The organism is Streptomyces hiroshimensis, assembly GCF_014650335.1.
Classification (GTDB): Bacteria; Actinomycetota; Actinomycetes; order Streptomycetales; family Streptomycetaceae; genus Streptomyces; species Streptomyces hiroshimensis.
The window spans coordinates 130,171-151,805 of the sequence record NZ_BMUT01000005.1 but is presented as its reverse complement, the minus strand read 5'-3'; the positions used below and the strand labels follow the sequence as shown (position 1 = coordinate 151,805).

21 protein-coding genes are annotated in these 21,635 nt (G+C 72.8%); 16 read left to right on the top strand and 5 right to left on the bottom strand.

Features of this window, described 5'->3' with window-relative positions; translation table 11 throughout:
- Positions 1–19 precede the first annotated feature (19 nt).
- Positions 20–1,168 (top strand): D-alanine--D-alanine ligase family protein, encoded by a 1,149-nt coding sequence (locus IE241_RS13640; protein ID WP_190021982.1) that lies wholly within the window; start codon positions 20–22, stop codon positions 1,166–1,168.
- Positions 1,169–1,181: 13 nt separating this feature from the next.
- Here IE241_RS13640 and IE241_RS13635 read toward each other — a convergent pair whose 3' ends face one another.
- Positions 1,182–1,685: a DUF3515 domain-containing protein gene (locus tag IE241_RS13635; RefSeq protein ID WP_190021981.1), complete on the bottom strand. Its 504-nt coding sequence runs from the start codon at positions 1,683–1,685 to the stop codon at positions 1,182–1,184.
- 20 nt (positions 1,686–1,705) lie between these two features.
- Complete coding sequence (locus tag IE241_RS13630; RefSeq protein WP_030369306.1) at positions 1,706–1,939, bottom strand: Lrp/AsnC family transcriptional regulator; 234 nt, start codon at positions 1,937–1,939, stop codon at positions 1,706–1,708.
- 137 nt (positions 1,940–2,076) lie between these two features.
- Here IE241_RS13630 and IE241_RS13625 point away from each other — a divergent pair, with 137 nt between their 5' ends.
- Both IE241_RS13625 and thiD read left to right on the top strand, forming a co-directional pair.
- Positions 2,077–3,090 (top strand): thiamine-phosphate kinase, encoded by a 1,014-nt coding sequence (locus IE241_RS13625; RefSeq protein WP_190021980.1) that lies wholly within the window; start codon positions 2,077–2,079, stop codon positions 3,088–3,090.
- A gap of 10 nt (positions 3,091–3,100) precedes the next feature.
- Complete coding sequence (gene thiD, locus IE241_RS13620) at positions 3,101–3,892, top strand: bifunctional hydroxymethylpyrimidine kinase/phosphomethylpyrimidine kinase (RefSeq protein WP_190021979.1); 792 nt, start codon at positions 3,101–3,103, stop codon at positions 3,890–3,892.
- A gap of 201 nt (positions 3,893–4,093) precedes the next feature.
- Here the strand turns inward: thiD and rpmB are convergent, their stop codons facing one another.
- Entirely contained in the window at positions 4,094–4,279 is a 186-nt protein-coding gene (rpmB, locus tag IE241_RS13615; RefSeq protein ID WP_078660562.1) for a 50S ribosomal protein L28, read from the bottom strand.
- A gap of 309 nt (positions 4,280–4,588) precedes the next feature.
- Here rpmB and fakA point away from each other — a divergent pair, with 309 nt between their 5' ends.
- The 9 genes from fakA to mutM all read left to right on the top strand — a co-directional run bounded on the left by fakA (position 4,589) and on the right by mutM (position 14,210).
- Positions 4,589–6,379 carry a DAK2 domain-containing protein gene (fakA, locus tag IE241_RS13610; RefSeq protein ID WP_190021978.1) on the top strand — a complete coding sequence of 597 codons (1,791 nt, stop codon included), beginning with the start codon at positions 4,589–4,591 and terminating at the stop codon, positions 6,377–6,379.
- Between the two features lie 72 nt (positions 6,380–6,451).
- A complete protein-coding gene (recG, locus tag IE241_RS13605; protein ID WP_190021977.1) occupies positions 6,452–8,743 on the top strand; it encodes an ATP-dependent DNA helicase RecG in 2,292 nt (763 codons plus the stop codon).
- Between the two features lie 210 nt (positions 8,744–8,953).
- Positions 8,954–9,553 (top strand): 16S rRNA (guanine(966)-N(2))-methyltransferase RsmD, encoded by a 600-nt coding sequence (rsmD, locus tag IE241_RS13600; RefSeq protein WP_190021976.1) that lies wholly within the window; start codon positions 8,954–8,956, stop codon positions 9,551–9,553.
- A gap of 26 nt (positions 9,554–9,579) precedes the next feature.
- Positions 9,580–10,059 (top strand): pantetheine-phosphate adenylyltransferase, encoded by a 480-nt coding sequence (gene coaD, locus IE241_RS13595; RefSeq protein ID WP_308433676.1) that lies wholly within the window; start codon positions 9,580–9,582, stop codon positions 10,057–10,059.
- Positions 10,060–10,155: 96 nt separating this feature from the next.
- Entirely contained in the window at positions 10,156–11,328 is a 1,173-nt protein-coding gene (locus IE241_RS13590; protein ID WP_190021974.1) for a F0F1 ATP synthase subunit B, read from the top strand.
- 189 nt (positions 11,329–11,517) lie between these two features.
- A complete protein-coding gene (locus IE241_RS13585; protein ID WP_190021973.1) occupies positions 11,518–12,114 on the top strand; it encodes a YceD family protein in 597 nt (198 codons plus the stop codon).
- A 2-nt stretch (positions 12,115–12,116) separates the two neighbouring features.
- Positions 12,117–12,290: a 50S ribosomal protein L32 gene (gene rpmF, locus IE241_RS13580; RefSeq protein ID WP_015657589.1), complete on the top strand. Its 174-nt coding sequence runs from the start codon at positions 12,117–12,119 to the stop codon at positions 12,288–12,290.
- Positions 12,291–12,309: 19 nt separating this feature from the next.
- Positions 12,310–13,167, top strand: a complete 858-nt coding sequence (gene rnc / locus IE241_RS13575) for a ribonuclease III (protein ID WP_190021972.1) — start codon at positions 12,310–12,312, stop codon at positions 13,165–13,167.
- A gap of 155 nt (positions 13,168–13,322) precedes the next feature.
- Positions 13,323–14,210 carry a bifunctional DNA-formamidopyrimidine glycosylase/DNA-(apurinic or apyrimidinic site) lyase gene (gene mutM / locus IE241_RS13570; RefSeq protein ID WP_190021971.1) on the top strand — a complete coding sequence of 296 codons (888 nt, stop codon included), beginning with the start codon at positions 13,323–13,325 and terminating at the stop codon, positions 14,208–14,210.
- A 39-nt stretch (positions 14,211–14,249) separates the two neighbouring features.
- Here mutM and IE241_RS13565 read toward each other — a convergent pair whose 3' ends face one another.
- Complete coding sequence (locus tag IE241_RS13565) at positions 14,250–14,624, bottom strand: winged helix-turn-helix transcriptional regulator (protein ID WP_190021970.1); 375 nt, start codon at positions 14,622–14,624, stop codon at positions 14,250–14,252.
- Between the two features lie 157 nt (positions 14,625–14,781).
- On the opposite strand from IE241_RS13565, the gene IE241_RS13560 reads away from it, so the two are divergent.
- Positions 14,782–15,366 carry a flavodoxin family protein gene (locus IE241_RS13560; RefSeq protein WP_455409962.1) on the top strand — a complete coding sequence of 195 codons (585 nt, stop codon included), beginning with the start codon at positions 14,782–14,784 and terminating at the stop codon, positions 15,364–15,366.
- Positions 15,367–15,508: 142 nt separating this feature from the next.
- Here IE241_RS13560 and IE241_RS13555 read toward each other — a convergent pair whose 3' ends face one another.
- The gene (locus tag IE241_RS13555; RefSeq protein ID WP_190021968.1) at positions 15,509–16,582 is read right to left on the bottom strand and encodes a CAP domain-containing protein; all 1,074 of its coding nucleotides are present in this window, start codon (positions 16,580–16,582) and stop codon (positions 15,509–15,511) included.
- Positions 16,583–16,717: 135 nt separating this feature from the next.
- Between IE241_RS13555 and IE241_RS13550 the strand changes: the two genes are divergently transcribed.
- The 3 genes from IE241_RS13550 to smc all read left to right on the top strand — a co-directional run bounded on the left by IE241_RS13550 (position 16,718) and on the right by smc (position 21,509).
- Positions 16,718–16,999: an acylphosphatase gene (locus tag IE241_RS13550; protein WP_190021967.1), complete on the top strand. Its 282-nt coding sequence runs from the start codon at positions 16,718–16,720 to the stop codon at positions 16,997–16,999.
- Positions 17,000–17,422: 423 nt separating this feature from the next.
- Positions 17,423–17,629: a hypothetical protein gene (locus tag IE241_RS13545; RefSeq protein WP_030369319.1), complete on the top strand. Its 207-nt coding sequence runs from the start codon at positions 17,423–17,425 to the stop codon at positions 17,627–17,629.
- Between the two features lie 268 nt (positions 17,630–17,897).
- Positions 17,898–21,509: a chromosome segregation protein SMC gene (smc, locus tag IE241_RS13540; RefSeq protein ID WP_190021966.1), complete on the top strand. Its 3,612-nt coding sequence runs from the start codon at positions 17,898–17,900 to the stop codon at positions 21,507–21,509.
- Positions 21,510–21,635 lie beyond the last annotated feature (126 nt).

Below are 21,635 nucleotides of genomic sequence, written 5' to 3'. Positions count from 1 at the left end.
GAGGTACTCTCGTCGCGATATGAGCAGCGAGATCACCCCCCAGAGCCCTGGCCGGAAGCCGCGTGTGGCGGTCGTCTTCGGCGGCCGCAGTTCCGAGCACGCCATCTCCGTGGTCACCGCCGGCGCCGTGCTGCGCGCCATCGACCGCACGAAGTACGACGTGCTGCCGATCGGTATCACCACCGACGGCCGCTGGGCCCTCACCGCCGACGACCCCGAGCGGATGGCCATCGCCGACCGCGCGCTGCCGAACGTCGCGCAGCTCGCCCAGTCGCCCGACGGCTCCGTCGTCCTGCCGGTCGACCCCTCCGACCGCGAGCTCCTCTACACGGAGCCGGGCACGATGCCCAAGGCGCTGGGCGAGGTCGACGTGGTCTTCCCCGTCCTGCACGGCCCCTACGGCGAGGACGGCACCCTCCAGGGCATGCTGGAGCTCTCCGGCATCCCCTACGTGGGCGCCGGCGTGCTCGCCTCGGCCGTCGGCCAGGACAAGGAGTACATGAAGCGCGTCTTCATCTCCTTCGGCCTGCCCGTCGGTCCGTACGAGGTCGTCCGTCCCCGCGAGTGGGACACCGACCCGGCCGCCGCCCGCAAGAAGATCGTCGACTTCGCCGGCGAGCACGGCTGGCCCGTCTTCATCAAGCCCGCCCGCGCCGGCTCCTCCATGGGCATCACCAAGGTCGACGACGTCTCCGGCCTCGACGAGGCCGTCGCCGAGGCCCGCCGCCACGACCCGAAGATCCTCGTCGAGTCGCTGCTGCGCGGCCGGGAGATCGAGTGCGGCGTCCTGGAGTTCGAGGACGGGCCGCGCGCGAGCGTCCCCGCCGAGATCCCCCCGGTCACCGCCCACGAGTTCTACGACTTCGAGGCGAAGTACATCGACTCCGCCGCCGGCCTCGTCCCCGCGCCGCTGACGCCGGAAGAGACGGCGAAGGTGCAGGAGCTCGCCGTACAGGCCTTCGACGCCGCCTCGTGCGAGGGCCTCGTGCGCGCGGACTTCTTCCTCACCGAGGACGGCGAGTTCGTCATCAACGAGATCAACACCCTGCCGGGCTTCACGCCGATCTCCATGTACCCCCGTATGTGGCAGGAGAGCGGCGTCGGCTACACCGAGCTGATCGACCGCCTCATCCAGGCGGCGCTGCGCCGGCCCACCGGCCTGCGCTAGCCCGCGGACCGCGCTAGACGACCCCCACCGGGATCGTCTTCGCGACGGCGCCGGCGAGATCGGTGAGCGCACCGAGATCGCCGGCCTCGCCGACGACCTTCCTCGGCAGCGTCACCTCCACGAACGCCTCCCGCAGGGTGGTCGTGCAGCGGACGCTGCCGTCCGGCTGCCGCTCCGGCAGCCAGTCCACACCGTCGATCTCCACCGAGTCCGCGGCGGGGTTGTAGTGTTCGGAACCGGGCTTGATGATCTCGGGACGCTCCACCCCGCAGCGCAGGGCGATCGCAGGATCGCCCCACACGGCGGTGAAGTCCGAGACGGGATCGGCGGTGCGCCGCTGCTTCCCGTCCACGGTCTTCGGCAGTTCCTTGTGCAGCGCCCGGCAGAGCCCGGCCGCCCGCGCCGGCGGCGTGGGGACCGCGGGACCCTCCGCGCCGCCCGACGGCGAGCAGCCGGCGGCCGCGCACAGCACGACGACAGCGGACAGGCCGAGGGGCCGGCGGAGGGAAAACTTCACCGGCCGAGCATACGGGGGACCTAGAGATGGACGACCGGGCAGGTCAGTGTGCGGGTGATGCCCTCCACTGCCTGGATCCTGGCCACCACCATGCGGCCGAGCTCGTCCACGGTCTCGGCCTGGGCGCGCACGATCACGTCGTACGGACCGGTCACGTCCTCGGCCTGGATCACCCCCGAGATCTTCGAGATGACTTCGGCCACGGTCGACGCCTTGCCGACCTCGGTCTGGATCAGGATGTACGCCTGTACCACGGAACCTCCAGGGCGGCTACGAGGATCATGTGGGGAGAAGAGACGCCACGGTACCGCGTCGCCGCACGGCGCGGGGAGACCCGCGCTGCCTGCGCGGCGCGGCGTATGTCACAACCGATACTCCTAGGAGGAGCTCAGTGAAAGGCACCGTGGGCGAGTTGGGGGAGTTCGGGCTCATCAGAGAGCTTACTTCCCGGCTCACCACCACCCCTGCGGTCCGGCTCGGGCCGGGTGACGACGCCGCGGTGGTGGCTGCGCCCGACCGGAGGGTCGTGGCCAGTACGGATGTGCTTCTGGAGGGGCGGCACTTCCGCCGCGACTGGTCGACCGCCTACGACGTCGGGCGCAAGGCCGCCGCGCAGAACCTCGCCGACATCGCGGCGATGGGCGCGGTGCCGACCGCGATCCTGCTCGGCCTGGTCGTCCCCGCCGAACTCCCCGCCACCTGGCCGACCGAGCTGATGGACGGCATCCGCGACGAGTGCCAGGTCGCCGGTGCGGCGGTCGTCGGCGGCGACGTGGTGCGCGGCGAGACCATCACCGTCGCCATCACGGCCCTCGGCGACCTGCGCAACCACGAGCCGGTCACCCGCTCCGGCGCACAGCCCGGTGACATCGTCGCCGTGACCGGGTGGCTCGGCTGGTCCGCGGCCGGACTCGCGGTGCTCGCCCGCGGCTTCCGCTCGCCCCGCGCCTTCGTCGAGGCCCACCGGCGCCCCGAGCCGCCGTACCACGCGGGCCCTGCGGCGGCGGGCCTCGGCGCCACCGCGATGACGGACGTCAGCGACGGTCTCATCGCCGACCTCGGCCACATCGCGGAGGCCAGCAAGGTCCGCATCGACCTGCACACGGCGGCCATCGACGTGCCGACGCAGATGTCCGACATCGGCCAGGCCGTGGGCGTCGACCCGCTGCAGTGGGTGCTGACCGGGGGAGAGGACCACGCGATCGTCGCGACCTTCCCGCCGGACGTGAAGCTGCCCGCCCGCTGGAAGGTCATCGGCGAGGTCGTCAGCCCCTCCGCCCTGCCCCAGGTCACCGTGGACGGCGCCCCATGGGACAAGGCCGGCGGCTGGGACCACTTCGGGGAGCTGGAACCGGGGGAGCAGCACGGGGCGGGGCCGGGCGGCCCGCACGGGGCGGCGCTGTAGATTCGGCCCCATGCCGATACCCCCACGCGTGCTGACCGTCGCCGGATCCGACTCCGGCGGCGGTGCGGGCATCCAGGCCGACCTCAAGACCATGCTCGCCCTCGGCGTGCACGGCATGAGCGTGGTCACGGCCGTCACCGCGCAGAATTCCCGCGGCGTGCAGGGGGCCTGGGAGCTGCCCGCGGAGGCCGTACGGGCCCAGTACCGCAGCGTCGTCGACGACATCGGCGTCCAGGCCGTGAAGACCGGCATGCTCGCCTCGGAAGAGCTCGTGCGGACCGTCGCCGAGCTCCTGGCGGACACCGCCGCCCCCGTGGTCGTGGACCCGGTGGGCATCTCCAAGCACGGCGACGCCCTGCTGGCCGCCTCCGCCCTGGACGCGGTCCGCACGAAGCTGCTGCCGGCGGCCACCGTCGCCACCCCCAACCTCGACGAGGTCGCGTGGCTCACGGGGCTGCGGGTCGCCTCGGAGGCCGACATGCGGCGGGCGGCGGACGCCGTGCTCGCCTACGGGCCCCGGTGGGCGCTCATCAAGGGCGGGCATCTGGAGGGGGACGCGCTGGACCTCCTCACGGACGGCAGCGAGGAGCACTGGCTCCGGGCCCCGCGCCACGACAACCGCCACACGCACGGGACGGGGTGCACACTGGCGAGCGCCGTCGCCTCCGGGCTCGCCAAGGGGCACACGGTGCCGGAAGCCGTGGGGGCCGCCAAGGATTACGTCACCGGCGCCATCGCGGCCGGTTTCCCCCTGGGGGACGGCATCGGGCCGGTCGACCATGCGTGGCGGTGGCGTTCGTAGAGCAGCCGGATCCGTAGCGCATGGGGCGGGGCCCGCGCCATGCGGTGAGCGGGTACGGCAGGCAGGCCATCAGCAGGTACGGCAAGAAGCCGGCCCACCGTAAGGTGGACCGGCTTTCAAGGCAACCAGATGGGCAGCGCCACGACGTGAACGTCACAGCGAGACCGGCTCGCCCCCGCTTGCGCGGGGGACAGCACTCGCTTAGCGCGAGACCTTGTCGGCCTTGATGCACGAGGTGCAGACGTTGAGCCGCTTCGGCGTCCCACCGACCACAGCACGCACCCGCTGGATGTTGGGGTTCCAACGGCGGGGGGTACGGCGGTGCGAGTGCGAAATAGCGTTGCCGAAGCCCGGCCCCTTGCCGCAGACGTCGCAGTTGGCAGCCACGGGTTACTCCAAAGACGGGTCACCCCCGCTCACGCGGAGACGACAGGCACGTACGGAAAATCCCTGCGTGCCGAAATCTGTAGTGACCGGCATTACCAGGGGGATGGCCTGATTCTCATCAGGCAACCGGAGCAGCATACAACGGCTGCTCCCGTTCAACGAAACTACCATGGCCGCCCGGGCTGTGACCTGTCCGACCTGTCTGACCTGTCCCCTCGCCCCGGGCCGCCCGCCCTCCCTCCGGGCCGCGCCCCGGGACTAGTCTGCGATCACCGCTCCACCGCCCCAGGGAGTCCGAGGAGGACACACGTGCCGCACCCGCTGGACGCCTCCACGGTACGCACCTGGTGCGCACTGGCCCTCGACGCACTGGGGCGGGCCCGCGAGGAGATCGACGCCATCAACGTCTATCCCGTCCCGGACGGCGACACCGGCACGAACCTCTACCTGACCGTCGAGTCCGCCGCCAGGGCCGTCGACGCCGTCTTCGACGGCCACGCCACCACGGGCCCCGCCTCCCGCCCCACGCTCCCCGACGCCATCCGCGCCATGGCGCACGGTGCCCTCATAGGCGCGCGCGGCAACTCCGGCACGATCCTGGCCCAGCTGCTGCGCGGCATGGCGGAGGTCCTGGCGGGGGGCGGGGAGCCGCGCCCCGCGCCCTGCGGCACGGGGCGCCCTGCCGCTGACCGCACGGGGCGCCCCGGCACCCACGCCGATGCCGATGCCGATGCCGAGGCCGACGCCGAGGCTGCGGCTGCCGCCGACGCCGAGCTGCTGCGGCGCGCCCTGCGGCGGGCCGTGGAATCCGCGTACGAAGGCGTCGCCCGCCCCGTCGAGGGCACCATCCTCACCGTCGCCGCAGCCGTCGCCGACGCCGCCGCCACGGCACGGGGCGATGCCGCCGCCGTGGCCCGCGCCGCGGACGAGGCGGCCCGCTCCGCCCTCGCGATGACCCCCGGCCAGCTCGACGCCCTCGGCCGGGCCGGAGTCGTCGACGCCGGCGGCCTCGGCCTGGTGGAGGTGATCGGCGCGCTCGCCAGGGCCCTGTCCGGAGAGGCCCCTCCGCGCGGCACGCGCGCGTGGACGCGCCCCGTCCCCGTACCGCCGCAGCCCGCCGGACCGGCCCAAGGCCCCGTGCCCTGCCCCGCCGGCACCGCCCCAGGCGGCCCTTCGCCCGCCTTCGAGGTCATCTACCTCCTGGACGCCGACGACGCCGCCGTCCCCCGCCTGCGCACCCGCCTCGACGCCCTGGGCGACTCCCTCGTCGTCGTCGGCGGCGACGGCCTGTGGAACGTCCACGTCCACGTGGACGACGCCGGAGCCGCCGTCGAGGCCGGCATCGAGGCGGGGCGCCCCCACCGCATCCGCATCACCCACTTCGCCGGAGCCGCCGCCGGAGCACCGGCCGCGGACCCCGGCCGCACCCGCGAACCCGCCCAGCGCGCCGTCGTCGCGGTCGTCCCCGGCGAAGGACTCGCCGGGCTGTGTGCCGACGCAGGCGCCACCGTCGTCACGACCCGCCCCGGGGAGCCCCCCGCCAGCGGGGAGCTCGTCGACGCCATCCGGCGCGCCAACGCCCGCGAGGTCGTCCTGCTGCCCAACGACCCCGAGCTGCGGCACACCGCGGCCGCCGCCGCCGAGCAGGCCCGTGCCGAGGGCGTCCGCGTCGCCCTCATCCCCACCCGCGCCGCCGTCCAGGGCATCGCCGCACTCGCCGTCCACGAGCCCGCACGCCGCTTCGACGAGGACGTCGTCGCCATGACGTCCGCCGCAGGAGCCACCCGCTACGCCGAGCTCGCCGTCGCCGAGCGCCAGGCCTGGACCATGGCCGGCGTCTGCCAGGCGGGCGACGTGCTCGGCCTCATCGACGGCGACGTGGCCGTCATCGGCTCCGACCTCGCCGCCACCGCCGCGACCGTCCTGGACCGCATGCTGGCCGCGGGCGGCGAAATGGTCACCTTCGTCCTCGGCGCGGACGTCCCCGGCGCCGTCGCCGACGGCCTGGAGCGGCACGTACGGGGCGGCCACCTCGCCGTCGACACGGTGGTCTACCGGGGCGGACAGCAGGCGCCGCCGCTGCTCATCGGCATCGAGTGACGCCGGCCGGGACAGCCGACGAGGATCGGATGAGGCCCCGAATGACGCCGTCTGTCAGTGCCGTGGTGTGCAATGGGACGCGTGCCCGCGCTTCACGAACCCCTGAAGAAGATCCTCGGCGGCAGCACCGCGAAGGTGATGGCCGAGCACCTCGACCTGCACACGGCCGGTGATCTGCTGCACCACTACCCGCGCCGCTACGCCGAGCGCGGTGAGCTGACCCGCCTGGCCGACCTGCCGCTGGACGAGCACGTCACGGTCGTCGCCCAGGTCGCCAAGGCCGCCATGAAGACCTTCAACCACGGCAAGGGCGTCCGCCTGGAGGTCGTCGTCACCGACGGCAGCGGCGCCCTGACCCTGGTCTTCTTCGGCCGCGGGGCCTACGCGCGGGAGAAGGAGCTGATCCCCGGGCGCCGTGGCATGTTCGCCGGCAAGGTCTCGGTCTTCAACCGCACCCGCCAGCTTCTCCACCCCGACTACGAGCTGCTGGACCGCGACAGCGGGGCCGGCGCCGCCGAGGCCTTCGCGGGCCGCCTCCTGCCGATCTACCCCGCCTGCAAGCAGTTCCAGTCCTGGAAGCTCACCAAGGCCGTCGACACCCTGCTGGACCTGTTCGAGGCCGAGCAGTGGCAGGGCCTCACCGACCCGCTGCCCCCCTCGCTGCGCGACGGCCGTGGCCTCGCGGAGCTTCCCGACGCCTTCCGCAAGGTCCACCGGCCCCGCACCAAGGCCGACATCGAGGACGCGAGGGCCCGCCTGAAGTGGGACGAGGCGTTCGTCCTCCAGGTCGCCCTCGCCCGCCGCCGGCACGCCGACTCCCAGCTGCCGGCCGTCGCCCGCAAGCCCGTGGCCGGAGGCATCCTCGACGCCTTCGACGCCAAGCTGCCCTTCACCCTCACCGACGGCCAGCGCACCGTCTCCGCGGAGATCTTCGACGACCTGGCCACCGAGCACCCCATGCACCGCCTCCTGCAGGGAGAGGTCGGCTCGGGCAAGACCATGGTGGCCCTGCGCGCCATGCTCGGCGTCGTCGACGCCGGCGGCCAGGCCGCCATGCTCGCCCCCACCGAAGTGCTCGCCCAGCAGCACCACCGGTCGGTCACCGAGATGATGGGGGAGCTGGCCGAGGGCGGCATGCTCGGCGGCGCCGAGCAGGGCACCAAGGTCGTGCTGCTCACCGGCTCCATGGGGATGCCCGCCCGGCGGCAGGCCCTGCTCGACCTCGTCACCGGCGAGGCCGGCATCGTCATCGGCACCCACGCCCTCATCGAGGACAAGGTGCAGTTCCACGACCTCGGCCTGGTCGTGGTCGACGAGCAGCACCGCTTCGGCGTCGAGCAGCGCGACGCCCTGCGCTCCAAGGGCAAGCAACCGCCCCACCTCCTGGTGATGACGGCGACCCCGATCCCGCGCACCGTCGCCATGACCGTCTTCGGCGACCTGGAGACCTCCGTCCTGGACCAGCTCCCGGCCGGCCGCTCGCCCATCGCCACCCACGTGGTGCCCGCCAAGGACAAGCCCCACTTCCTGGCGCGCACCTGGGAGCGGGTGCGCGAGGAGATCGAGGGCGGCCACCAGGCCTACGTGGTCTGCCCCCGCATCGGCGACGACCTGGGAGAGGAGGGCGACACCAAGGCGGGCGCGAAGAACGCCTCGAAGGACGCCGCCAAGAGCGCCTCGAAGAGCGCCTCGAAGGGCGGGCCGGGGGACGAGGCCGGGCAGGCCGCGGCGGAGGGCGACGGCGAGCGGCGCCCGCCCCTCGCCGTCCTGGACGTCGCCGAGCAGCTCGCCAAGGGCCCGCTGAGCGGGCTGCGCGTCGAGGTGCTGCACGGCCGTATGCAGCCCGATGCGAAAGACGACGTGATGCGCAGCTTCGCCGCCGGCGAGGTGGACGTCCTGGTGGCCACGACGGTCATCGAGGTCGGTGTGAACGTGCCCAACTCCACCGTTATGGTGATCATGGACGCGGACCGGTTCGGCGTCTCCCAGCTCCACCAGCTGCGCGGCCGCGTGGGGCGCGGCTCGGCCCCGGGCCTGTGCCTGCTGGTCACCGACGCCCCGGAGGCGAGCCCGGCCCGCGCCCGCCTCGCCGCCGTCGCCGGCACCCTCGACGGCTTCGAGCTCTCCCGCATCGACCTCGAACAGCGCCGCGAGGGCGACGTCCTCGGCCAGGCCCAGTCCGGCGTCCGCTCGTCCTTGCGCATGCTCACCGTCATCGACGACGAGGAGATCATCGCCGCCGCCCGGGAGGAGGCCGCGTCCGTCGTCGCCGCCGACCCCGAGCTGGAGGCGCTGCCCGAGCTGCGCACCGCGCTGGACGCCCTGCTGGACGAGGAGCGGGAGCAGTACCTGGACAAGGGCTGAGGGCAACCGCAGGGCGCGCCCCGTCGGGCCACGGGCCGGTGCCCTGCCGCCGGGCCCCCGCGGAGGCGCCCGGCGGGCCCGGACGCCCTAGGCTGAAGGGGCGGCGCCCGGCCGGCCGACCGTCAGGTTCGCCGCAGCCCCGCCCCACCGCACACCGCCACACCCGCCCCACCGTCACACGTCACACCGTCGCGAAGGACCGAGGACCCCATGACCCGCGTGATCGCCGGCGTCGCCGGCGGACGCCGCCTGGCCGTGCCGCCCGGCACCGGCACCCGCCCCACCTCCGACCGGGCGCGCGAGGGCCTGTTCTCCACCCTGGAGTCCCTGCTGGGCACCCTCCACGGCACCCGCGTCCTGGACCTGTACGGGGGCTCGGGCGCGGTCGGCCTGGAGGCGCTCTCGCGCGGCGCGGCGCACGTCCTGCTCGTGGAGGCCGACGCCCGCGCGACGCGCACCATCCGGGAGAACGTCCGCACGCTCGGGCTGCCCGGCGCCGAGGTGCGCTCCGGCAAGGCCGAGCAGATCGTGGCCGGCCCGCCCCCCGCGGCCCCCTACGACGTGGTCTTCCTCGACCCGCCCTACGCGGTCACCGACGAGGCGCTCCGCGAGATTCTCCTCACACTCCGTACCGGGGGGTGGCTTGCGGAAGAGGCGCTGGCCACCGTGGAGCGCAGCACCAGAGGCGGGGAATTCCCCTGGCCGGACGGTTTCGAGGCACTGAGGGCCCGTCGCTACGGCGAGGGGACGCTTTGGTACGGTCGCGCCGCCTCGACGTGCGCCGAAGAGACTTCTCCCCGCGCGTCATGAATGGACCGGAGAGCGAGGAGACACCGTTGCGCCGCGCCGTCTGTCCGGGGTCGTTCGACCCCGTCACCAATGGACACCTCGACATCATCGCCCGCGCTTCCAGGCTGTACGACGTCGTCCACGTCGCAGTGATGATCAACCAGTCGAAGAAGGGCCTGTTCACGGTCGACGAGCGGATAGACCTGCTCCGCCAGGTCACCGCCGAGTACGGCAACGTGAAGGTGGAGTCCTTCCACGGCCTCCTCGTCGACTTCTGCAAGCAGCGCGACATCCCCGCCATCGTCAAGGGGCTGCGGGCGGTCAGCGACTTCGACTACGAGCTGCAGATGGCCCAGATGAACAACGGGCTCTCGGGCGTCGAGACCCTGTTCGTGCCCACCAACCCGACGTACAGCTTCCTGTCGTCCAGCCTGGTCAAGGAGGTCGCGGCCTGGGGCGGCGACGTCTCCCACCTGGTCCCGCCGCTGGTGCTGGAGGCGCTCACCGAACGGCTCGGCGAGCGCTGACACCCCGCGCCTGCCGGCAGCTGTCGGGCGGGGGCCGACTGCCCGTACAGTCGTCCCCGTTCGTGTCGTCCGGCAGAAGAAAGTGGCGAGCGCCAGGTGGACGTCCAGAAGAAGCTCGACGAGATCGTCACGACCGTCACCGGCGCCCGGTCCATGCCGATGTCCGCCTCCTGCGTCGTCAATCGTGCCGAGCTGCTCGCCCTGCTCGAGGAGCTCCGCGCCGGGCTGCCCGGCGCGCTCGCCCGGGCGCAGGAGGTCGTCGGCGACCGCGAGCAGCTGGTCGCCGAGGCCCGCGAGGAGGCCGAGCGGATCATCGAGTCCGCGCGCGCCCACCGCGGATCGCTGATCTCCGACACCGAGGTCGCCCGGCAGTCCCAGGAGGAGGCCGACCGCATCCTCGCCGAGGCCCGCCGGGAGGCCGAGGAGATCCGCGCCGAGGCCGACGACTACGTCGACAGCAAGCTCGCCAACTTCGAGGTCGTCCTCACCAAGACCATCGGCTCCGTCGGCAGAGGCCGCGAGAAGCTCCTGGGCCGCGCGGACGCGGACGGCGGCTACGGGGCGCAGTACGCAGACGGGGATGCCGGGGGCGACGGGGACGCCCCGGAGCCCAGCTCCGACCCCCGCGTCCAGCGGCAGCAGGCCGACGCCTACGTCGACGCCAAGCTCGGCGCCGTCTCGGCGGTCCTGAGCAAGACGCTGGAGGCCGTCGGCCGCGGCCGCGAGAAGCTCCTCGGCTCCCGCCCGGCCGACGAGCTGGGTGCCCACATGGCCGCCCAGGACGGCTTCCATGCCACCCATCCCACCAGCGACGCCGACTTCCTCGCGGGGCTGGCCGCGCCCCAGGCGCCGGCCTCCCCGGAGCCCGCCGCCGCGCCGCATGGGGCGCCCCATGCGGCGGGCTACGACGGCTACTACGAGTCGCAGGGCTACGGCTCCGACCCGTACACCTACCAGCAGCAGTACGGGGCGGACGGCGCTCACGGGCAGCAGCAGGCCGACCCGTACGCGGTCCAGGGCGGCTACCAGCAGGCCGACCCCTACGCCTGGCCCTCCCCGGCCCCGGGGGGCGACGGCTACGGCGCCCCGGGCGGCTACGTGCCCCAGCAGCAGCCGGTGCAGACCCCGACGCTCCAGCAGCACCAGCCCGCCCACCACCAGCCCGCCCAGGAGCGGCCCCAGGCGGGCGGAGCGCTGGACGAGACGAGCCTCTTCGACACGTCGATGATCGACCTGGAGCAGCTCCGCCGGTACGAACAGGGCCGCTGACCGGCACCGGACGAGGGCCGATTGGGTCTACGGCGACCCGTCCAGTATCCTGGCTCTTCGGTCGCGTGTGCATTCGCGATCTCGGCTGCCCTCATCGCATGCGTCACCGCATACGGCTCGGGGCCGCCGTCACCGCAGCGTAGAAAGCAGGAAGCCCTGAACGCCCGCCTCGATCACCGTTCCCCTCTCGTGTTCGACACACGCGAGCTGGGTCGGCGTCCCGGTGCGCTGAAGAGGGTCTCCCGCTCCGTACCGGCCCCCGATCACCTCGGTATCGAGGTCATCTCCGTGGCCGAGGGCGCGACCGTCGAGCTCGACCTCCGACTGGAGTCGGTCATGGAAGGGGTGCTTGTCACAGGCACCGCCCGTGCACCGCTCACCGGGGAGTGCGTAAGGTGTCTGGAGCCGCTCGAGCGTGAGCTCGAAGTGGACTTCCAGGAGATGTACTCCTACCCCGACGCCGATGACCGGAGCCGCCCCGCGGATACCGGCGACGACGCCGAGGAAGACGAAGAGGACATGCTCTTTCTCGAGGCCGACTTGCTCGACCTCGAACCCGTGCTGCGCGATGCGGTGGTGCTCGCACTGCCGCTGCAGCCGGTGTGCCAGGAAGACTGCCCCGGCCTGTGCTCCGAGTGCGGAGCGCGGCTGGCGGACGACCCGGACCACCACCACGAGACCGTCGACATTCGTTGGGCGGCACTGCAGGGACTCGCCGGTTCCGACCAGGACGGCGAGAAGGACAACGCACCCCGCTCCGTCGGGGATGACTCACAGGAGAAGTAGCCGTGGCTGTTCCGAAGCGGAAGATGTCGCGCAGCAACACGCGCCACCGCCGGTCGCAGTGGAAGGCTGCGGTCACCCCCCTGGTGGCGTGCGAGCGCTGCCACGAGCCGAAGCAGCAGCACATCGCGTGCCCGAGCTGCGGCACCTACAACAAGCGCCAGGTCCTCGAGGTCTGATCGGCGGGTGACAGGCTCAATGTCAGACGCCACTACGCCGAAGAGGGCGCCGGCGGACACGGCCTCGTCTCACACGCTTCTGGAAGGGCGGCTCGGGTACAGACTCGAGACCGCCCTTCTGGTGCGTGCGCTGACCCACCGTTCCTACGCGTACGAGAACGGCGGCCTGCCGACCAACGAGCGTCTGGAGTTCCTCGGGGACTCCGTCCTGGGCCTCGTGGTCACGGACACGCTCTACCGCATCCACCCCGACCTGCCCGAGGGCCAGCTGGCCAAGCTGCGGGCCGCGGTGGTCAACTCCCGTGCACTGGCGGAGGTGGGCCGTGGGCTCGACCTCGGCTCCTTCATCCGGCTCGGCCGCGGTGAAGAGGGCACGGGAGGCCGCAACAAGGCGTCCATCCTCGCGGACACCCTTGAAGCGGTGATCGGTGCGGTCTATCTCGACCAGGGCCTGGAGGCCGCTGCCGAGCTCGTGCACCGGCTCTTCGATCCCCTGATCGAGAAGTCCTCGAACCTCGGCGCCGGCCTGGACTGGAAGACCAGCCTCCAGGAGCTGACCGCGACGGAGGGGCTCGGCGTGCCCGAGTACCTGGTCTCCGAGACCGGTCCCGACCACGAGAAGACCTTCACGGCTGCTGCCCGCGTCGGTGGTGTCGCGTACGGCACCGGCACCGGCCGCAGCAAGAAGGAAGCGGAGCAGCAGGCGGCGGAAGCCGCCTGGCGCGCCATCCACGAGGCGGCGGAAGCACGCGCGGCCGCCGCCGCAAAGGCCGAGGCCTCGCAGAAGGCCGAAGCCGTGGACAAGGCGGAGGCCGGAAAGGCCGAAGCCGCGGAGCAGGCCGGGGCCGGCACGACCGAGGCCGACGCCGCATCCTGACGCACACGTCCCCGAACGCCGGGCGGCCCTGACTCCAGGGACGCCCGGCGTTCGGCGATCGTGCCGAAACAGCGCCGAAGCAGCGCGGGAACCGGAAGCGCCGCCGAACCGAAGCGCCGCCGAACCGAAGTGCTGCAGAATCCCGGAGGAGCACCGTGCCCGAACTGCCCGAGGTCGAGGTCGTACGGCGCGGCCTGGAGCGGTGGGCCTGCGGCCGCACCGTGGCGGCCGTCCAGGTGCTGCACCCCCGGGCGATCCGCCGCCACCTCGCCGGTCCCGAGGACTTCGCCGCCCAGCTGGCCGGCCGCCGCCTCGGCGTGGCCCGGCGGCGCGGCAAGTACCTCTGGCTGCCGCTGGAGACGGAGGGGCCCACGGGGCCCGACCGCGCGGTCCTCGCCCACCTCGGCATGAGCGGCCAGCTCCTCGTCCAGCCGCACGAGGCCCCCGACGAGAAGCACCTGCGCATCCGCATCCGGTTCGACGACACCGCCGGCACGGAGCTGCGCTTCGTCGACCAGCGCACCTTCGGCGGGCTCTCCCTGCACGACACGGTGCCCGGCGACCCCGACGGGCTCCCCGACGTCATCGCGCACATCGCCCGCGACCCACTGGACCCCGCCTTCGACGACGAGGCTTTTCACGCTGCTCTGCGCCGCCGCCGTACGACGCTCAAGAGGGCTCTGCTCGACCAGTCGCTCATCAGCGGCGTCGGCAACATCTACGCCGACGAGGCGCTGTGGCGCTCCCGGCTGCACTACGAGCGGCCCACCGCGACCCTGACCCGGCCGCGCGGCGCCGAGCTGCTCACGCATATCCGCGAGGTCATGAACGAGGCCCTCGCCGTGGGCGGCACCAGCTTCGACAGCCTCTACGTCAACGTGAACGGCGAGTCCGGCTACTTCGACCGCTCGCTGGACGCGTACGGGCGCGAGGACGAGCCGTGCCGCCGCTGCGGTACGGCCATGCGCCGCCGCCCCTGGATGAACCGCTCCAGCTACTTCTGCCCGCGCTGCCAGCGCCCGCCGCGCCCGCGCGCCGCCTGACCGCGTCCTGCTGCCCTGCGCCCGGCTTCCGGCGGCGTCCTACGCCCCGCGCTCCGCGTCGTACTTCTCCCGGGCCGCGAGGATCTCGGGCATGCGCTCCTCCAGCAGCCCGATCAGCCCCAGGAGCCGGCCGGCCACGTCCTGGCCCAGCGGGGTGAGCGCGTAGTCCACCCGCGGCGGGTTGGTCGGCTGCGCTTCACGGTGCACCAGGCCGTCACGCTCCAGCGCGTGCAGCGTCTGGGACAGCATCTTCTCGCTCACGCCGTCGACCCGGCGGCGCAGCTCGTTGAACCGCAGCGTGCACTCGTGCAGAGCCACGACCGTCAGCGCGCCCCAGCGCCCCGTGACGTGCTCCAGGGTGCCGCGGGAGGGGCAGGAGCGAGCGAAGACGTCGAAGGGCAGGTCCGGGTCCATGGCGCAAGCATACTCCCGCACAGCGCTAACCTCAGGATTGCGCTTTCTAAAAGTTAGTGCTTTCCTTCTGGGTGTGCCGCTCGGCACGCATCGCCGTTCCGTGTGCCGCCCGGCGCGCACCGCCCCCTCCTGAGGAGTCCCCATGTCTGCCGCCGCCTTGCCCCAGCCCGTCGTCTCGGTCGCCTACCACTCCGGCTTCGGCCACACCGCCGTCCTCGCCGAGGCCGTCCGCGACGGTGCCGCGGACGCCGGCGCGACCGTCCACCTGGTCAACGTCGACGAGATGACGGACGCCGCGTGGGAGCTGCTCGACGCCTCCGACGCGATCATCTTCGGCTCGCCCACCTACATGGGCACCGCCAGCGCCCCCTTCCACGCCTTCGCCCAGCAGACCTCCGGGCGCTGGGCCGACCGCGCATGGCAGGACAAGATCGCCGCAGGTTTCACCAACTCCGCCTCCAAGAGCGGCGACAAGCTGTCCACCCTGCAGTACTTCTCGCTCCTGGCGGCCCAGCACGGCATGCACTGGGTGAGCCTCGGCCTGCTGCCCGGCTGGAACAGCTCCGTGGCCTCCGAGAACGACCTCAACCGTCTCGGCTTCTTCCTCGGTGCCGCAGCGCAGAGCAACGCCGACCAGGGCACCGAAGGCGTCCACAAGGCCGACATCCTGACCGCTGAGCACCTCGGCGCGCGGGTGGCCGAGGCCACCCGCATCGCAGTGGCAGGCCGCGCCGCCCTCTAAGCGGCGGGATCACCCTTCACGGGGCTGCCCCTCGCGAGGTGTCAGGCGCCGCATGGGGCGGGCCTCGGGTGCCCGCATGGGGCGGGCCTTGAGTGCCGCACGGGGCGGGCCCGCCGCTCAGAGGAGCGCGCATGGAGGGTGGTCAGTAGCCGAAGTCCTGTGTCCACCAGGGGCCGCTCGCGCTGGTGTTCAGCCCGATGCCCAGGGTGCGGTAGTCGCGGTTGAGGATGTTCGCCCGGTGCCCTGCGCTGTGCATCCAGGCGTCCATCACGGCGTGGGCGTCCGGGTGGCCGCGGGCGATGTTCTCCCCGCCGAGGTTCCGGATGCCGTACCTGGCCGCACGGTCCCAGGGTGAGCGGCCGTCAGGGTCCGTGTGGTTGAAGAAACCGCGCCGGGCCATGTCGTCGCTGAACGCCTGGGCGAGCCCCGCCAGCCGGGTGCTGGCCTTCAGCGGCCGAAGGCCGGCCTTGGCCCGCTCCTGATTGACCAGGGAGAGCAACTGCCGCGCCACCGACGGGTACAGGGCGGCCTGATCGGCCGTCTGCTCCTGCCCGGCGGGCTGTACTTGACCGGCGACCCGGGTCTCGCCCCCGGCCTGGGCGTCGGCCCGGGCACGGGGCGCCGGAGCTGCGCTTTCCCGGCCCGGGGAGTCGGCGCGCTGTGCGTCGCCGGAGGCGCCGTCAGGCCCGTCGCCCGGAGCGCCGCCCGGATCGGTGCCCGCTCCCTCCGGCCCGGGAGGTGCGTCGGAAGGCGCCGCCGACGGCGCCGACGGCTCGGATGCGGCACCGACGGGCACCGCGGTGTCCGCACGCGGTGCGGGAGGCCGCTCGGCGTTGCGGCTCACGTGCGACTGGCCGCGGCCGGAGGGCCGGGCGTCGGGCCGCGTGAACTCGGTGACGGGCGGCTCGTCGGTCCGTACCTGCCCGCCGCCGTGGCCGTCGTTGCCGAGCTGGAGAGTGCCTCCACCGGAGAACAGGCCGGAGGTCATCGCGACCACGCCCATGGCCATGGCGGCGGACGCGCCCAGCAGCCCCGTCCGTACGGGGGTCTTCGGCCGTGCGCGCGGCCGCCGGGGATCAGGGGGCCATTCCCCGGCCGGGGCGCCGGGATCGTCGGAGTGGCCCGGGGCGGAGGCGCCGCTCGTCCTCCCGGCCTGCGGGGGAGCGGGGACGGGGCTGCCTGCGGTCCGGGGGGCAGAGCGTCGGTGGCGACCCATCCGCTGCCTTCCTTACGTGTTCGGCTCGGTGTGCGTCACTCGTACGGGGAGGGGAGACCTGTCGAGCGGCGACTGTACGGCAATAGACGCGGGGTCGAAGTGCTGATTATGCAATTGGCCGGTTAGCGTGCAGACATGAACGAGAATGTCCGTCTCACGGCGTGGGTCCGTGGACATGTGCAAGGTGTCGGCTTCCGGTGGTTCACACGGGAGAACGCTTTGCGTATCGGAGCGCTCGCCGGCTTCGCGTCGAATCTGTCCGACGGCCGCGTCCAGGTCGTCGCGGAGGGCCCGCGCGAAGGGTGCGAACTTCTGCTCGATTGGCTGCGGGCGGGCGACACGCCCGGGCGGGTGGAAGGAGTCACCGAGATCTGGGGTGACCCGCGGGGCGGATATGACGGGTTCGAGATCCGCTGACCATAACGGTTCGGAAAACGGGAAATCGTCGGGGAGGGTGCGCGCGGGGGCCGTGAAGAACGGGGGGCAAGCGTCGCGATGACCTTAGTGATATGCCTGTGGCATATGCGTGACAGAGAAATTCCCTGATGGTTGCCAAGACGGCCCGGGCGTGGAAGGCTGCGAGTCAACGGATGATCTCCACGCCCCTCCGGGCCCCGGCCGTGCCGGCGCCGCGCATTGACCGCCGCGCCCCCTGGGACGCCCGCGGATACGGGGTGTGATCGTGTTGACCGTCAAACTTTTTGGTGAGACTCTGGAAGCCCCGCGCACCTTAGCTGTTTGGCATTGAACACCGCAGTAGCGATGGCAGACACCGCGGGTGCGAATCCCTCACGACCCACACCGCTTCGGTCGGTCACTCAGTGTGGAGGACCATCCATCATGGCAAAGGCGCTTCTCGGTTACGTCGGCGGCTCCGACCCCCGAGTCCTCGCCGAGATGCGACGGCTTCAGCAGCGTGTCCAGGACCTCGAATCCGAGCTCATCCGGATGCAGGCCGAGAATGACGCGCTGTCTGCCGCCGCTCACCACGGCGACTCGCTGCTCGACAGCATCGACGTTTCCAAGGCGGAGCCTGCGCTCGCCTGACCAGAGGCCCTGCCCCGGGGGCCGGTCGGGCTGCACTGTCAGCCGCTTGAGAGTTGCAAGGGACGCTTCGGCGTCCCTTCGTCATTTCCGATCATCGTATGGTCGTGGCGTTTCCAGCGGTTGCGGCTATTTTTTCCCACTTTTCGGTGTGCTCTTAACGACTGATGTGCCCTGCCCCTTCCCACGTGAAACCAATTGAAGGGCGCGGCACGCCAGCATGCCGTCCGGGGCGGCTCCTGCAGAGGCCCGGCCGGTAGAGTCCTACCGCGTGCACCTCAAGAGCCTGACCCTGCGGGGGTTCAAATCCTTCGCCTCCGCGACGACCCTGCGCTTCGAGCCCGGGATCACCTGCGTCGTGGGGCCCAACGGCTCCGGCAAGTCCAATGTCGTCGACGCCCTCTCCTGGGTCATGGGGGAGCAGGGGGCCAAGTCCCTGCGCGGCGGCAAGATGGAAGACGTGATCTTCGCCGGGACGACCGGCCGCCCGCCGCTGGGCCGTGCCGAGGTCTCCCTCACGATCGACAACTCCGACGGAGCCCTGCCGATCGACTACTCCGAGGTCACCATCACGCGGATCATGTTCCGCAACGGCGGCAGCGAGTACCAGCTCAACGGCGACACCTGCCGGCTCCTCGACATCCAGGAGCTGCTCTCGGACTCCGGCATCGGCCGCGAGATGCACGTCATCGTCGGCCAGGGGCAGCTCGACTCCGTACTCCACGCCGACCCCGCCGGCCGCCGCGCCTTCATCGAGGAGGCGGCAGGCGTTCTCAAGCACCGCAAGCGCAAGGAGAAGGCGCTGCGGAAGCTCGACGCGATGCGCGCGAACCTCGCCCGCGTCCAGGACCTCACCGACGAGCTCCGGCGCCAGCTCAAACCGCTCGGCCGGCAGGCGGCCGTGGCGCGCCGCGCCGCCGTCATCCAGGCCGATCTGCGCGATGCCCGCCTCAGGCTCCTCGCCGACGACCTCGTCGCCCTCCGGGAGGCGCTGCGGGCCGAGCTGGCGGACGAGGCCGCCCTCAAGGCGCGCAAGGACGGCGCCGAGGCCGAGCTGAAGACCGCCCTCCAGCGCGAGGCGGCCCTGGAGGAGCAGGTGCGCACGCTCACCCCGCGCCTGGCCGCCGCCCAGCAGACCTGGTACGAACTCTCCCGCCTCGCCGAGCGCGTGCGCGGCACGATCGGACTCGCCGACGCACGCGTCACCAGCGCCACCGCCGCCCCCGCCGAGGAGCGGCGCGGCCGCGAACCGGAGGACCTGGAGCGCGAGGCCGCCCGCATCCGCGAACAGGAGGCCGAGCTGGAGGCCGCCCTGGAGGCGGCGAGCCGGGCCCTGGAGGACACCACCGAACACCGTGCCGCCCTGGAGCGGCAGCTGGCGGACGAGGAGCGCCGCCTGCGGGACGCCGCCCGCGCCATCGCCGACCACCGCGAGGAGCTCGCCCGGCTCCAGGGCCGTGTCACCGCGGCCCGCGGCCGGGCGGCCTCCGCGCAGGCCGAGATCGACCGGCTGGCCGCCGCCCGCGACGAGGCCCGGGAGCGTGCGGCCGCCGCCCAGGAGGAGTACGAGCGGCAGCAGGCCGAGGTCGAGGGTCTCGACGCGGGGGATGCCGAGCTGGCCGACCGGCACGAGGCCGCCAAGCAGGAACTCGCCGCCGCCGAGGCCGCCCTGAGCGAGGCGCGCGAGGAGGCCACCGCCACCGAACGCCGCCGGGCGGCGACCGGGGCCCGGCGCGACGCGCTCGCCCTGGGGCTGCGCCGCAAGGACGGCACGGGGGCGCTGCTGGCGGCGCAGGATCGTTTGGCCGGACTGCTGGGCCCCGCGGCCGAGCTCCTGACCGTCGCCCCCGGCTACGAACTGCCCGTCGCAGCGGCCCTGGGCGCCGCGGCGGACGCACTCGCCGTCACGGACACCGCCACGGCGGCCGAAGCGCTGCGGCTGCTCCGCAAGCAGGACGCGGGGCGGGCGGCGCTCGTGGTGGCACCGGGCCTGGAGCGCGGAGCGGCAGCGGCCTCCGGGCCGGGCCCCGTGCAGCCGCCCGCACGGGGCGGTGCGAACGCCGCCTCGTGCGCCCCCCGCCCCGCCCTCGAACTCGTCGACGGGCCCGCCCCCGTCCTCGACGCCGTGCGCGCGCTCCTGCGGGACGTCGTGGTCGTCGCGACGCTGGAGGACGCCGAGGAACTCGTCGGCGAACGGCCCGGGGCCGTCGCCGTCACCGCCGAGGGCGACCTGCTCGGGACCCACTTCGCGCAGGGCGGCTCCGGCGGCGCGCCGAGCCTCCTGGAGGTCCAGGCCGCCGTCGACGAGGCCACCGCCGAACTCGCCGACCTCGATGCCCGCTGCGACGGTCTGCAGGCGGCACAGCACGCCGCGGCCGCACGGCGCGCGGAGTGCGCGGCCCGCGTGGAGGAACTGGCGTCCGTGCGCAGCACGGCCGACCGGGAGAAGTCACAGGTCGCCCAGGCCCTCGGCCGGCTCGCCGGCCAGGCGCGCGCGGCGGCCGACGAGGCAGGCCGCACGGCCGCGGCCGTGGCCCGTGCCGAGGAAGCCCTCGCACGGGCCGGCGAGGAGGCCGGGGAACTGGCCGAGCGCCTGGCCGTCGCCGAGGAGGCCGCCCCGGCCGAGGGCGACGGAGAGCCCGACACCTCCATGCGGGACCGGCTCGCCGCGGACGGCGCCAACGCCCGGCAGACCGAGATGGAGGCGCGCCTTCAGGTCCGTACGCACGAGGAGCGCGTCAAGGCCCTCGCGGGGCGGGCGGACGGCCTGGACCGGGCAGCCCGCGCTGAGCGCGAGGCGCGGGCCCGCGCGGAGCAGCGCCGCGCCAGACTGCAGCACGAGGCCCGCGTCGCCGCGGCCGTCGCGTCGGGGGCCCGGCAGCTCCTCGCGCACGTCGAGGTCTCCCTCGTGCGCGCCGACGAGGAGAAGCGGAGCGCCGAGGAGGCGAAGGGCGCCCGGGAGCGCGAGCTGGCCGCCGAGCGCAACCGGGGCCGCGAGCTGAAGAGCGAGCTGGACAAGCTCACCGACACGGTGCACAAGGGCGAGGTGCTCGGCGCGGAGAAGCGGCTGCGCATCGAGCAGCTGGAGGCCAGGGCCCTGGAGGAGCTCGGCGTCGAACCCGCGGGCCTGGTCGCGGAGTACGGGCCGGACCAGCTCGTACCGCCGTCCCCGCCGGCCGAGGGCGAAGAGCTGCCGGAGGACCCGGACCACCCGAGGAACCGCCCCGTGCCGTACGTACGGGCGGAGCAGGAGAAGCGGCTCCGGGCGGCCGAGCGCGCCTATCAGCAGCTGGGCAAGGTCAATCCGCTGGCCCTGGAGGAGTTCGCGGCGCTGGAGGAGCGGCACAAGTTCCTCTCCGAGCAGCTGGAGGACCTCAAGAAGACCCGCAGCGACCTGCTCCAGGTCGTCAAGGACGTCGACAAGCGCGTCGAGGAGGTCTTCACGGAGGCGTACCGGGACACCGCCCGGGAGTTCGAGGGCGTCTTCTCGCGGCTCTTCCCCGGGGGCGAGGGGCGGCTCGTCCTCACCGACCCGGACGACATGCTGGCCACCGGCGTGGACGTCGAGGCGCGTCCGCCGGGCAAGAAGGTCAAGCGTCTGTCGCTGCTGTCGGGCGGGGAGCGCTCGCTGACGGCGGTGGCGCTGCTGGTCGCGATCTTCAAGGCGCGGCCGAGCCCGTTCTATGTGATGGACGAGGTCGAGGCGGCGCTGGACGACACCAACCTCCAGCGGCTGATCGGGATCATGCGGGAGCTCCAGGAGAGTTCGCAGCTGATCGTGATCACGCACCAGAAGCGGACGATGGAGGTCGCCGACGCGCTCTACGGCGTCTCGATGCAGGGCGACGGCGTCTCGAAGGTGATCAGTCAGCGACTGCGTTGATCTTGTAATCGCGCGGCGACGGCTTCACTTCTTCAAGTGTTGAACTCAACGTGTGGGAAGCCTGCAGGAAACTTCTTGGTTACGACCTATTGACTTAAGAAAATGAAGACATAGGGTCTGCAGCGT